Origin of the sequence: Pseudomonas sp. BP6 (genome assembly GCF_017875935.1) — a bacterium.
Taxonomy (GTDB): Bacteria; Pseudomonadota; Gammaproteobacteria; order Pseudomonadales; family Pseudomonadaceae; genus Aquipseudomonas; species Aquipseudomonas putida_Y.
In genome coordinates, this window is sequence record NZ_JAGINI010000001.1 from 5,244,086 (window position 1) to 5,257,013 (window position 12,928).

Consider the following 12,928-nt stretch of genomic DNA (forward strand, 5'->3'; position numbering starts at 1 on the left):
GCAATGGAAACCCGAGCCCATCACGTCCTCATCGGCCTGATCACCGTTCTGGTGGTGACCGGGGCCATGCTGTTCGGCCTGTGGCTGGCCAAATCCAGTGTCGACGACGCCTTCAAGGATTACGAAGTGGTGTTCAACGAAGCCGTGTCCGGCCTTTCCCCCGGCAGCACGGTGCAGTACAACGGCATCAAGGTGGGCGACGTGTCCACCCTGCGACTGGACCCGAAAGACCCGCGTCGGGTATTGGCACGGGTGCGCCTGAGCGCCGATACCCCCGTGAAGGAAGACACCCAGGCCAAACTGACCCTGGCCGGCGTCACCGGCAACTCGTTCATCCAGCTCAGCGGTGGCACCCCGCAAAGCCCCGAGCTTAAAGGCAAGGATGGCAAGCTGCCGGTGATCATCGCGTCGCCATCGCCAATTTCGCGCCTGCTCAACGACAGCAGCGACCTGGTGACCAACATCAACCTGTTGCTACACAACGCCAACCAGATGTTCTCCGAGGACAACATAGGCCACCTCAGTAACACCCTGGCCAACCTCGACAAGACCACCGGCGCCTTTGCCGGGCAGCACGGCAGCATCGCCGAGGCCATCGCACAGCTGGTGCAGGTGGGCAAGCAGGCCGGCGCCACTCTGGCCGAAACCCAGGCGCTGATGCGCAATGCCAACGGCCTGCTGGCTAGCGAAGGCAAACAGGCGATCGGCAGTGCCGAACAGGCCATGCAGTCACTGGCCCAAAGCACGGCAACCATCAATAACCTGCTCCAGAACAACAGCGAGGCTATTGGTGACGGCGCCCAGAGCCTGAACCAGCTTGCCCCGGCCATTCGTGAACTGCGCGAAACCCTTAACGCACTCAAAGGCATTTCCCGGCAACTGGAGGCCGACCCAAGCGGCTACCTGCTTGGCCGCGACAACAACAAGGAGTTCCAGCCATGAATCCGTCGCTGCGCCTGCTGACCCTGGCGGCCTCGCTGAGCCTGGCCAGTGCCTGCTCGATCCTGCCGAAGAGCGAACCTGTGGACCTTTATCGCCTGCCGGTAAATCAACCTAGCCGCACGGCACCGGCGCTGGACTGGTCATTGCGCCTGAACAAGCCACTGGCCAGTGAAGTGTTGGCGGGGCCAAGGATTGCCGTGATTCCCCAAGGCAATGTGGTGAGCAGCTACAAGGGCGCGCGCTGGAGCGATGCGGCCCCGGTACTGCTGCGCAACCGCTTGCTCGATGGGTTCCAGCGAGAGGGCCAGGTACAGCGCCTGAGCGCCGACGACAGCAACCTGCAGGCTGACTACGAGTTGGCCGGCGAGCTGCAGGCATTTCAGAGTGAATACCGCACAGATGGGGGAGTGGAGGTGGTGATCCGCTATGACGCTCGCTTGGTCCAGGGCCGCAACCAACGCATCCTGGCCAGCAAGCGCTTCGAAATCCGCCAACCGCTGGACGATACACGGGTATCAGCAGTGGTCGCCGGCTTCGGCCAGGCCAGCGACCAACTGGTGGGGCAAGTCGTGAACTGGACCATCACCCAGGCCAATCAGGCACAACTGAAGGTTCAGGCAAAGAACCAATAGCAGACAAAGATCGCCGCGATCACGCCGGACAACTCGGCCAGCAGTGCGCAGCCCACTGCATGGCGCACGCGCTGGATGCCCACGGCACCAAAGTACACCGCCAGCACATAGAAGGTTGTTTCGGTACTGCCCTGGATAGTCGCCGCCAGCAGCGCCGGGAAACTGTCCACGCCGTGGGTCTGCATGGTCTCGATCAGCATCGCCCGTGCAGCGCTGCCAGAGAGCGGTTTGACCAGCGCCGTCGGCAAGCCTTCGACGAAGCGTGTATCCATGCCCATCCAGTTCACCGCATGGCGAATGCCTTCCAAGGCCAGCTCAAGGGCACCTGACGCACGTAGCACACCCACCGCCACCAACATCGCCACCAGGTAGGGCAACAGGTTCCTGGCCACATCAAAGCCTTCCTTGGCACCTTCGACAAAGGCTTCATATACCTGCACGCGTCTCAGGGCGCCGATCACCAGGAACAGCATGATCACGCCAAACAACGTGAGGTTGCCCAACACTGACGACAGACTTGCCAGCGCAGCCGCCGACAACGTGCCAAGAAAAGCCATGAAACCACCCAGCAGCAAGGCACCGGGAATGAAGTAGGCGAGCACGACCGGGTCCCACAGGCGCAAGCGCTGCATCACCGCCACTGACAGCAGGCCGACCACGGTCGAGACGCTGGTAGCCAGCAAGATTGGCAGGAACACCATGGCCGGATCTGCCGCACCTTGCTGGGCCCGATACATGAAGATGGTCACCGGCAGCAGGGTCAGCGACGAGGCGTTGAGCACAAGGAACAGAATCTGCGCATTGCTTGCCGTAGTGCTGCTGGGGTTCAGCTCCTGCAGCGCCCGCATGGCCTTCAGGCCTATCGGCGTGGCGGCATTGTCCAGGCCCAGGCCATTGGCAGCGAAGTTCATGGTGATCAGGCCCAGGGCCGGGTGGCCGGGCGGCACCTCCGGCATAAGACGGGCGAACAACGGGCCCAGCACCTTGGCCAGCCATTCGACGATGCCGGCTTTTTCGGCGATTTTGAGAAAGCCCAGCCACAGGGTCAGCGTGCCGAACAGCAACACCATTACCTCGACCGACAGTTTGGCCATGGCAAAGATGCTTTCGACCATTGCCGCGAAGATGCCAGCGTTGCCACCTACCAGCCATTGGGCCAGGGCGGACACCGCCGCCACCAGGAAAAATCCGAGCCAAAGGCCGTTGAGCATCCGTATGTTCCCCCTGAAAAGTGCCCGAATAATAGCGTATCGCAGCCTGTGACTGGCGATCGCGAGCCTTTGCAGGCGCGGCTCAAGATCACGCAGATAACAAAAAGCCCCGACAAGTCGGGGCTCTTGGTCAAACAGCCATCAGGCTCAGCGCTTGGCGGTTTCGCCAACCACTACAGCTTCCCGCTTCTCGGCCATCAGCGAGGCATAGTACTTCTCGCCCTTGGCGGCGTCGTACATGCCTTCCCAGCGAGCAATGACCAACGCAGCCAAGGCGTTGCCCACAACGTTCAGCGCAGTCCGGGCCATGTCCATGATGCGGTCCACACCGGCGATGAAGGCCAGGCCTTCCAGCGGGATACCCACGCTGCCCAGGGTGGCCAGCAGTACCACGAACGATACGCCCGGCACACCAGCGATGCCTTTGGAGGTAACCATCAGGGTCAGTACCAGCAGCAGTTGCTGGCTCCACGACAGGTCGATACCGTACAGCTGGGCAATGAAGATCGCCGCGATGCTCTGGTACAGGGTCGAACCGTCGAGGTTGAACGAGTAGCCGGTCGGTACCACGAACGAGCAGATCGACTTTGGCGCACCGTACTTCTCCATCTTCTCGATCACCCGCGGCAGTACGGTTTCCGAACTGGAGGTGGAGTAGGCCAGGATCAGCTCATCTTTCATGATGCGCATGATCTTGATCACCGAGAAGCCGAACACGCGGGCCACCAGGCCCAGTACCATGAAGGCGAAGAAAGCGATCGCGAAGTACACCAGGAGCACCAGCTTGGCCAGCGGCAGCAGCGAGCTGAAACCGAAGTTGGCCACGGTCACGGCAATCAGGGCGAACACGCCGATCGGGGCGTAGTTCATGATCATGTGAGTGACCTTGAACATGGTTTCCGAAACGGCCTGGAAGGTACGAACCAGCGGGTCACGCAACTCTGCCTGCAGGCTCGACAGACCCAGGCCGAACATCACCGAGAAGAAGATGATTGGCAACATTTCGCCACGCATCAGCGCTGCGAAGATGTTCGACGGGATCAGGTTCAGCAGGGTTTCGATGAACGCGTGCTCATGCTGCACTTCGGCCGCTGTCGCCTGGTACTTGGAGATGTCCACAGTGCCCAGAGTGCTCATGTCGATGCCGGCGCCCGGGTGGAACAGGTTGGCCAGCACCAGGCCTACGACGATGGCGATCGTGGTCACCACTTCGAAGTAGATGATGGTCTTCAGCCCGATGCTGCCCAGTTTCTTCGCGTCGCCAACACCGGCGATACCCACGATCAGCGACGAAATCACGATCGGGACGACGATCATCTTGATCAGGCGGATGAAGATGTCACCAGCGGGCTGAAGGACGTTGCTGATCCACCATGCCTTTTCTGCACTGAAATGATTCAGTAGCGCGCCGATTGCAACACCCAGGACCAGACCGATAACGATCTGCCAGGCGAGGCTCAGTTTTGCCTTCTTCATGTCTTTACCCTTTGTTTTAGTGGTCATGGCACCTGGCGGAAACACGCGTAACAGAGCCATAGGCAAGGTCACGAGCAGTAAGGTCTTCCGTCAGGCGACGTCATGTAAGGACACCGCAGGCGAGCGACAGGGCGCTCTGGCCAGCGAAAAAGGCGGCAACTATTGCGACGGCAAGGGGCGAAAGCTAATGCCGGAAACGCATGACGCATGCCGTTTATGCATACTGTTTTCGACCTAGTTGGCAGCTTCGCAAGTGCTTGATTTATAACATTCGGAATCCCGAACAAGACCAAACCGCCATATTTCGGCAGATTTGGCGGTACAGATTGGGCACGAAGGATGGCCTGTTCGACAATCCGAATGGCGGAAATGCCACTTGTAGAAGCGCCGAGAAGTCCGAAAAAAAATTGATGTACGGTCGAGACAAAATGTGTCTCAGGGGAAAAAACGCGCAAGGGAAGCGACGTTTCCTACATGGCTCCTCGGAAGTCAGGTCTGGCAAGGCATCCCTGTGACACCGCCGACCTGAAACTTCCGATTTCGCCTTTCCTGACCCGGCCCATTACTGGAGGCACTCCCTGTACCCCTAGGCCTCTCCGATCCTGGAACAATCAGAGCAGCCCGGCCCCTTGGTCATGTGCTACCCCTCCTCGGGGCGGCGCATCATAGAAGGCTGAACTATAGAAAGCTTCAGCTTCTATTACGTGACAGTGAGTGACCTTTCATCCATGCCGGCAATAAATGCTCAGTACCAGTTCGGGTCACGCTTGAGCTGCTCCTGCAGCATTGCCTTCATGCCGTCGTCAGGTTTGCCCAGCCAGCGGTACTGCGCATGACGGGTGGGCGACTTGTCGCTCGGCAAACCTTCGGGCACCTCCACGAGCATCCCGTAGGCATCATCCTTGTCCCAGCTGAACGCCACGATCAGCCGCTTATAGGTGCAATTGTCCTGCTTTTCGCACAGCGGTCCGACCAGAAACTTGTCGCCGTCTTCAGTAACCGCAGACATCTGCTGCTGGGCACTGCCGGTCAGGTTGACCACCCAATCGGGCAGGCGTTCCTCGCCTTCGATGGTGTCCTGCCAGGTTTCCCGGTACTCCGGGTCCGAGCCGAGCAGCTGGTCAACCCGAGCCTGGCCGTCATTGGCCGCCATGGCCGCCGCGCTACAGCCCAGCAACAGGGCGGCGACCACGGCTGAACGAAGCTTCCTGCCCATCTTTAACCTCGTCCGCGTCCAAAGAAGAAGGAGGCTACAAACAACACCAGGAAGACAATGAACAGGATCTTGGCGATACCTGTTGCAGCGCCCGCGATACCACCGAAGCCCAGTACGGCGGCGACAATGGCGATGATGAGAAAAGTGATAGCCCAACTCAGCATGGTAGTTCTCCTTTCTTTTGCGGAATCGATCCGGCCGTCAGGTCAAAAAACCCAACGCTCCTGGGGAACAACTTTTTCCACAGTGGCCGGTGAGGCAATGGCCTGGCTAGCTGGCTGCCAGTCAGCGGCCTTGGCCAAGGTGTTGGCACGAGTTACCTGAATCTGCGTCAACAGGGCAGTTTGAGCTGCCACCTGCTCAGCCAGACGCGCCGTCTGCAAGCTGTAATAGAAGAGGCCAGCGGCCAAGGTCAGCAGCATCGCCATGCCGAGTGTCAGCACCTGGCGCAAAGGCAGTGCGGCGCTCTGCGAGCGGTTGACGGGTTGGCGATTCATGCTGGCTCCTCCTGCTGTAATTTTTGTTCAAACCTGAACAGGTAATTGCAGCCTGCATGCCAGCCTTTTGATTTTTATAAAATCGTTATAAATCAACTAGTTATACAATAAGCAACTACACCACGAGGACGTATCCTGCACGATGGCGCCTGTGGGTTCGTGCGAATTGCACGATCAGCCTTCGACCTTGGTGGCCACCTTCAGCAGGTCAGCATCCACGCCCCGTACGCCGATGATTTGCCGGGCGATCTCCACAGCGATGGTTTTCTGCTCCGCGCTAACCACCTCGCCCGAGAGCCGCACCATGCCTGCTTCGCTGGCCACCTTCAGGTTCAGGCCATCGAGGTTGCGACTGAAGCGATAGCTGCTCTGGATCTTGTCGACGACCCAGCTGTCGCTTGGTTGCGGCCCGGTTGGCGCGCCCACTGGTGTTTCCCGCGCCTTAGCCATGGCGGCGGTATCGAGGCTGACCAGGTTGTTGACCAGATACACGCCGTCGGTGGTACGCGCCAGCACGCCCGCCAGCTCCTTGGCTTCGGCACTGTCGACCTTGCCACGCAACGTCACCACACCCTCACTGCTTTGTACTTCTATAGGTGCCTTTTCGGTGGTACGGCTCCACAACAGCCGAGCACGCACCACAGCCGCCAGGGTCACGTCTTCCAGGCGCTGGGCGTAGGCACGCAGCTCCAGCGGACGCTCCACCAGTTGGGTATTAAGCTGCAGCAGGTTCTCTACCTGTTCGATACCCCGGGTAGCACGGGCCACGTCCTCGGCCAACTGCCGCTCGACCTCGTTCTCCACCTCACCGGAAAGCCGCGCCTGCTTGCCGTTCACTTCAACCTTGATACGAAATGGGTCGAGCATCCGGTTCAGTGACAAAGCGGTTTGCAGGGCGCCTTCCAGGCGCGCGTCCTGCACAGGGTCGGCGAATGCTGGGGTAAATATTGGCAGCAGGGTGGCGGCCAAAACGGCTGTACGCAGGGAAAAGGGCATGACAGTGCCTCCTTCGTGGGCAAAATCTGAAAATCATCGCAACCAATGTGCCAGCGCGTGCCTCTAAGCAAATCATTGAAGAATCGCGGCTCGTGGGCATCGTTTGGCCATTGGCTAGCATGCAAAGGACAGAATCCTTCAGAATTGACCATGCAACTTGCCCGATTTTTCCCACACTAAATAAAGATCTATCCTAAGGAGCACAGGAAATGGAATCAGCCCAGGACAACCAAGGCCGCATTCTGCTGGTGGATGACGAGTCCGCAATCCTGCGCACCTTCCGCTACTGCCTGGAAGACGAGGGCTACAGTGTGGCCACGGCCAACAGTGCCGCCCAGGCAGAGAGCCTGCTGCAACGCCAGGTGTTCGACCTGTGCTTCCTCGATTTGCGCCTGGGTGAAGACAACGGCCTCGACGTGCTGGCGCAAATGCGTATCCAGGCCCCGTGGATGCGGGTGGTGATCGTCACTGCGCACTCGGCGATCGACACCGCAGTAGACGCCATACAGGCCGGCGCTGCCGACTACCTGGTCAAACCGTGCAGCCCCGACCAGTTGCGCCTGGCCACCGCCAAGCAACTGGAGGTGCGCCAGCTTTCTGCGCGCCTGGAAGCCTTGGAAGGTGAAGTACGCAAGCCCAAGGACGGCCTGGATTCCCATAGCCCGGCCATGATGTCGGTGCTTGAAACTGCCCGCCAAGTCGCCATCACCGACGCCAACATCCTCATCCTTGGAGAATCGGGTACCGGCAAGGGCGAGCTGGCTCGTGCCATTCATGGCTGGAGCAAGCGTGCACGCAAAGCCTGTGTGACCATCAACTGCCCGTCGCTTAACGCCGAGCTGATGGAAAGCGAGCTATTCGGCCATACCCGCGGCGCCTTCACCGGCGCCAGCGAAAGCACCCTGGGACGGGTGAACCAGGCTGACGGGGGCACACTCTTCCTCGACGAGATCGGCGATTTCCCGCTGACCTTGCAACCCAAACTGCTGCGCTTCATTCAGGACAAGGAATACGAACGTGTCGGCGACCCGGTTACCCGACGTGCCGATGTGCGTATCCTGGCTGCCACCAACCTAAACCTCGAAGAGATGGTGCGCGAAAGCCGCTTCCGCGAAGACCTGCTGTATCGCTTGAACGTGATTACCCTGCACCTGCCCCCCCTGCGCGAGCGCAGTGAAGACATCCTCATCCTGGCCGACCGTTTCCTCGCCCGTTTCGTCAAGGAATACTCCCGACCCGCCCGTGGTTTCAGTGATGAGGCGCGCGCCGCCCTGCTCAATTACCGCTGGCCCGGCAACATTCGCGAACTGCGCAACGTAGTGGAACGGGCCAGCATCATCTGCCCGCAGGAACGCGTGGAAATCAGCCACCTGGGCATGGGCGAACAACCCGCCGGCAATGCCCCACGCGTAGGTGCCGCGCTTAGCCTGGATGAGCTGGAACGTGCCCATATCGGTGCCGTACTGGCCGCCAGCGATACCCTCGACCAAGCCGCCAAGACCTTGGGCATCGATGCTTCTACCCTGTACCGCAAGCGCAAGCAGTACAACCTATGAAATGGCCGCCCATGAAGCTGCGCACGCGGCTTTTCCTTAGTATCTCGGCGCTCATCACTGTGGCGTTGCTAGGGCTGCTGCTGGGCCTGGTCAGCATGCTGCAGATGGCTACAGTGCAACAGCAGCTGGTGCGCGATACCACCCATGCCCTGGAAGTGGGGCTGAAGTTGCGCCAGAACCTGGGCGAACAGCTGATGCTTATTCTCGATGAAAACACCGCCCCGGAAAGCCTACGGCTGCTGCAGGACAACTTCCAGGACCTGCTCAACCAAGGGCTGGAGCAAGGTGGTGAGCGCACCGGTTTCAGCAAGGCCAGCAGCAATTACCAGTCCTTCCTCCAGACCTATCGCGACAGCGCCACACCCGCTCGCAGCATGGGTGTCGATCAGCCGCTTGGGGCTGCGTTCAATCAGGTGCGCACCGACCTGATCGATACCCACAAGCAGGCATTGGACCTGATTACCCGTAGCGAGGAACGCACCCGTGACCGCGCCTTGCTGGTCAGTAGTGTACTCGGCCTGATGGGGCTGGTGGTATTGGTACTGGGCTTTATCACCGCGCACAACATCGCCCGGCGTTTCGGCCAACCGATCGAAGCCTTGGCCAAGGCAGCCGACCAACTGGGCAAGGGCAATTTCGACGTTACCTTGCCAGTCACCCAGGCCGCCGAGCTTAACCAGCTGACCCGCCGTTTTGGTCTGATGGCCGATGCCTTGCGCAAGCACCAGGCCACCAACGTTGACGAACTGTTGGCCGGCCAGCAGCGTTTACAAGCCGTGCTTGACAGCATCGACGACGGCCTGCTGATCATCGACCGCCAGGGCCGCCTCGAGCACCTCAACCCGGTGGCACAGCGTCAGCTGGGCTGGAACGACAGCCGCGTGGGCAGCAGCCTGGTCGAAGCCTTGCAGCGCCCCGAGCTTGAGCAACAACTGCGCCAGGTTCTGCGCGGGGGCAGCCTCGACCGCCCACCGGACGACCTGAACATGGAGGTCGATGAAGAATCACGTCTGCTCACCTACAGCCTGACCCCCGTCAGCCACCCGCAGGGGCCAATCCTCGGCGCGGTGATGGTGCTGCACGATGTGACCGAGCAAAGGGCCTTCGAGCGGGTGCGCAGCGAATTCGTGCTGCGCGCCTCCCACGAACTGCGTACCCCGGTGACCGGCATGCACATGGCCTTCGGCCTGCTGCGCGAGCGGGTAAAGTTCCCGCCCGAGGCCCGCGAGTACGACCTGCTGGAAACCATCGGCGAAGAAATGCAGCGCCTGACCCAACTGATCAATGACCTGCTCAACTTCTCCCGTTATCAGAGCGGGTTGCAAAAGCTCGAGCTGGCCCCCTGTGCCATCGACGAACTGCTGGAGCAGGCGCAATTGCGCTTTGCCGAACAGGCTGCGAACAAGCAGATCGAACTGATCAAGGAACTGGACCCGCCGCTACCGCGTATCCAGGCCGACGTCGCCCAACTGGACCGGGTGCTGGACAACCTGCTGCACAACGCCATCCGCCACACTGCCAACGGCGGGCGCATACGCCTGCATGCCCGACGCCATGGGGAACGGGTGATCATCAGCGTCGAGGACAACGGCGAGGGCATTTCCTATGGGCAGCAAGGGCGCATCTTCGAGCCCTTCGTGCAGGTAGGTCGCAAGAAAGGCGGTGCTGGGCTGGGTCTGGCGCTGTGCAAGGAGATTGTGCAGTTGCACGGAGGGCGCATGGGCGTGTTTTCTCGGCCGGGGCAGGGGACCCAGTTCTACATGGCGTTGCCGGTCTGACTGCTTTACCGCACCTACACCCGCCGCGGCAGGTGTCCGCGAGTCACCAACTCGGCAAACTGCCGGGCGTTCAGCGGCCGGGCAAACAGCCAGCCCTGGCCATAATTGACCCCCTCGCTGTTCAGCAGGACCGCCTGGTCCTCGAACTCGATACCTTCGGCAATTACCCGCAGGTGCAAGTCATGGGCCATGCGGATGATATGCGGGGCCACGCCGCTACTGGCGGCATCGTGGCCCAGAGCGTCGATGAATGCCTTGTCGATCTTCAGGCAGTCCACTGGCAGGGTTTGCAGGTAGGCCAGGCTGCAATAACCGGTACCAAAATCGTCGATCAGCACCTGGTGCCCCACGGCGCGTAGCGCCTGCAGGTTGTCACGGGCGACCACCACGTCGATCAGGCCGCGCTCGGTCACCTCGAAGGCAATCTGGCTGGGTGCCACTCGATGCAAGGCCAACAAGCGCGCCGCCACCCGGCCAATACGTGGCACCATGACATCGCAGGCCGCCAGGTTTATCGATATGTATAGCTTGGGGTGCGAGCGCAGTAGCTGTCCTAGCTGTTCAAGCACGCGCTGCAGGACAAAGTCGGTGATCTGGCGAATCTGCCCGGTATTTTCCGCCAGCGGGATGAACAGGTCCGGGCTGGTCAGGGTGCCGTCCGGGCGACGCCAGCGCACCAAGGCCTCGGCGCCCACACAGCGCCGGCTGTCGAGCTCGATGATTGGCTGGTAGAGCACCTGCAGCTCTCCACGACGCAAGGCATTCTGCAACTCTGAGCTCATCGACCGCCGTTGCAAAATCAACTGGAGTACCAACCAACCGATGCAGCAGGCCGCCAGCACGCTACCGGGGAACAGCAACCAGAGCATGCCGTTCATCCTCAGCGGCAGACTGGCCCTGGGGGCGATCAACACCAACTGGTAATCCGGCGACTTGGTCGGCATTCGGTAGATCAGCCGGTCGCTGAGTTCCAGTAGCGACTTGTGGCTGGTCGACCAGGCCGAGGGCGGTGGCCAAACCTGTGGCGGGCCGAGCACCGGAATGGCCCGGGCGCCGTTGTCCAGCACCACCACCAGGCTGCCGCCCGGGGGCAGGTCCACCACATCGGTCAAATGCCCACGGGAGGTGGAAACCAGAAACTTGCCACGGCCCAGCATCAGTGCTGCCAGGTTCTCGTTCGGCTCGGTGGTGGTGTTAAGCCAGTAGCTGTACGTCGGCCCTTGGATATCCGGCGCCCGCAAGGGAACGAACGCTCGCTCATCACCGCGGTTGGAGCAGGCAACATCACCATCCACATAAGCAGCTTCATAGATGAACCGCGAGTTCAGGCCAACCTGTTGCAAGGCTGCCAGCATCGCCGGGCTGCATCCGCGCAGGGGTTGGGCCTGCAGCAGGTCGACCCCTTCGCGCAACTGGCCGAACACCTGTTCCAGCCGTTCCAGAAAACGCTCGCCCTGGGCATTCATCTGTTCGCTTTCGCTTTGTTTCATTTGTTGCAGGGCAATGCCGATGCTGGCAGAGAGCAACACCGCGGCGCTGGCCAGCGCTGCCAAAGTGGCCAGCATCCAGGGACGGTAAAAAATTTGGCGCAGCAAGGCGATGAAGGCTGACATCAAAGGCATCCAGTTGATAACCAAGGTATAGCAACTGAATCAAGAATCACCCTCACCGTTTGGCGCTTCGCTGCAATCCACCCACGCTCTTTGTAGAAGCAGCCTTATGGTTGCGATGAGACCATTAACGTCGATACAACTGCGTCGACCTAACCCGCCTCTTCGCAGCGCAAGGCTGCTGCAACTAATACCCCGCCCGCCGTGACTCAACGCATGCGGTTAAGTACCTGCAGCATCGCTGCTGTCTGCGCATCCGGCATGCCGTCGAAGCGCTGCGGGCGGAAGCGCATCTGGAACGCGGCGATCACATGGCGTGTGGCTACATCCAGCACGCCGGTCTGATCGATCTGATAGCCAAACCGTGCCAGCTCCTGCTGGTACCAGCCAACGCTTGGCGGGTTGACGCTGAAGTAGGCCTGCTGCCGTGCCACGGCGCTGGCATCCGGCCAGACACCCAGCCCGGCATCGGCCAGGCGCTTCCACGGGAACAATGGTCCCGGGTCCAGCTTGCGCAGCGGGGCGATGTCACTGTGGCCGATGATATGGCGTGGTTCGATGTTGTTGCGTTTGACAATGTCCTTGAGCAGCGCGATCAGCGACTGGATCTGCGCCTCGCTGTAAGGGTGCCAGACCCGGCCGTTCGGGGTATTGGTGAAGCCCGGGTTGACGATCTCGATACCAATGGACGAGGAGTTCAGCCAGGTGCGCCCCTGCCACTGGCTATCACCGGCATGCCAGGCACGACGGTTTTCATCCACCAGTTGATACACCGTGGCCGGGCCATCGCCGATCAGATAATGGCTGCTGACCTCACCATGGGTAAGCAGCGCCAGGGATCGCTCCAGCGAAGCATTGGTGTAATGCAGGACAACGAACTGGATGCGGTTGTCCTGATTGGCAGAAGGATGACTGCGGTCGATGCGCAGGCCCGTCGAGCAACCGGCAACAGACAACAGCAAAAAGGAAATCAGGGTTTTTTTAAGCGTGGAAAGCACGTCAGTGGCCTCAGCG

Annotated in this window: 12 protein-coding genes; 4 read left to right on the forward strand and 8 right to left on the reverse strand. The window is 60.6% G+C overall.

Annotated elements, in window-relative coordinates:
- Positions 1-3 precede the first annotated feature (3 nt).
- Both J3A98_RS23755 and J3A98_RS23760 read left to right on the forward strand, forming a co-directional pair.
- Positions 4-942, forward strand: a complete 939-nt coding sequence (locus J3A98_RS23755) for an MlaD family protein (protein WP_209968878.1) — start codon at positions 4-6, stop codon at positions 940-942.
- Positions 939-1,574, forward strand: a complete 636-nt coding sequence (locus tag J3A98_RS23760; protein WP_176683027.1) for an ABC-type transport auxiliary lipoprotein family protein — start codon at positions 939-941, stop codon at positions 1,572-1,574. Before J3A98_RS23755 ends, J3A98_RS23760 begins: the two co-directional genes overlap by 4 nt.
- On the opposite strand, the gene J3A98_RS23765 is transcribed toward J3A98_RS23760, so the two are convergent.
- From J3A98_RS23765 to J3A98_RS23790, 6 genes are all read right to left on the reverse strand, one after another.
- Positions 1,556-2,785, reverse strand: coding sequence for a spore maturation protein (locus J3A98_RS23765; RefSeq protein ID WP_209968880.1), 1,230 nt, complete (start codon positions 2,783-2,785; stop codon positions 1,556-1,558). The genes J3A98_RS23760 and J3A98_RS23765 overlap by 19 nt on opposite strands.
- A gap of 147 nt (positions 2,786-2,932) precedes the next feature.
- Positions 2,933-4,261, reverse strand: coding sequence for a glutamate/aspartate:proton symporter GltP (gltP, locus tag J3A98_RS23770; RefSeq protein WP_209968883.1), 1,329 nt, complete (start codon positions 4,259-4,261; stop codon positions 2,933-2,935).
- Positions 4,262-5,006: 745 nt separating this feature from the next.
- Positions 5,007-5,477, reverse strand: coding sequence for an inhibitor of vertebrate lysozyme family protein (locus tag J3A98_RS23775; RefSeq protein WP_209968886.1), 471 nt, complete (start codon positions 5,475-5,477; stop codon positions 5,007-5,009).
- Positions 5,478-5,479: 2 nt separating this feature from the next.
- Positions 5,480-5,641 carry a DUF1328 domain-containing protein gene (locus tag J3A98_RS23780; protein ID WP_003252966.1) on the reverse strand — a complete coding sequence of 54 codons (162 nt, stop codon included), beginning with the start codon at positions 5,639-5,641 and terminating at the stop codon, positions 5,480-5,482.
- Between the two features lie 42 nt (positions 5,642-5,683).
- Complete coding sequence (locus J3A98_RS23785; protein WP_209968889.1) at positions 5,684-5,974, reverse strand: hypothetical protein; 291 nt, start codon at positions 5,972-5,974, stop codon at positions 5,684-5,686.
- Between the two features lie 174 nt (positions 5,975-6,148).
- On the reverse strand, positions 6,149-6,970 hold the full coding sequence (locus J3A98_RS23790; protein WP_209968893.1) for a BON domain-containing protein: 822 nt from the start codon (positions 6,968-6,970) through the stop codon (positions 6,149-6,151).
- Positions 6,971-7,179: 209 nt separating this feature from the next.
- On the opposite strand from J3A98_RS23790, the gene algB reads away from it, so the two are divergent.
- Together algB and J3A98_RS23800 are read left to right on the forward strand one after the other, a co-directional pair.
- Positions 7,180-8,526 carry a sigma-54 dependent transcriptional regulator gene (gene algB, locus J3A98_RS23795; protein WP_209968896.1) on the forward strand — a complete coding sequence of 449 codons (1,347 nt, stop codon included), beginning with the start codon at positions 7,180-7,182 and terminating at the stop codon, positions 8,524-8,526.
- Positions 8,523-10,304, forward strand: a complete 1,782-nt coding sequence (locus J3A98_RS23800) for a KinB sensor domain-containing domain (protein ID WP_209968899.1) — start codon at positions 8,523-8,525, stop codon at positions 10,302-10,304. Before algB ends, J3A98_RS23800 begins: the two co-directional genes overlap by 4 nt.
- Positions 10,305-10,318: 14 nt before the next feature.
- Here the strand turns inward: J3A98_RS23800 and J3A98_RS23805 are convergent, their stop codons facing one another.
- Both J3A98_RS23805 and J3A98_RS23810 read right to left on the reverse strand, forming a co-directional pair.
- Positions 10,319-11,917, reverse strand: coding sequence for an EAL domain-containing protein (locus J3A98_RS23805; protein WP_209968903.1), 1,599 nt, complete (start codon positions 11,915-11,917; stop codon positions 10,319-10,321).
- A 206-nt stretch (positions 11,918-12,123) separates the two neighbouring features.
- Complete coding sequence (locus J3A98_RS23810) at positions 12,124-12,912, reverse strand: N-acetylmuramoyl-L-alanine amidase (RefSeq protein WP_209968905.1); 789 nt, start codon at positions 12,910-12,912, stop codon at positions 12,124-12,126.
- Between the last annotated feature and the right edge of the window lie 16 nt (positions 12,913-12,928).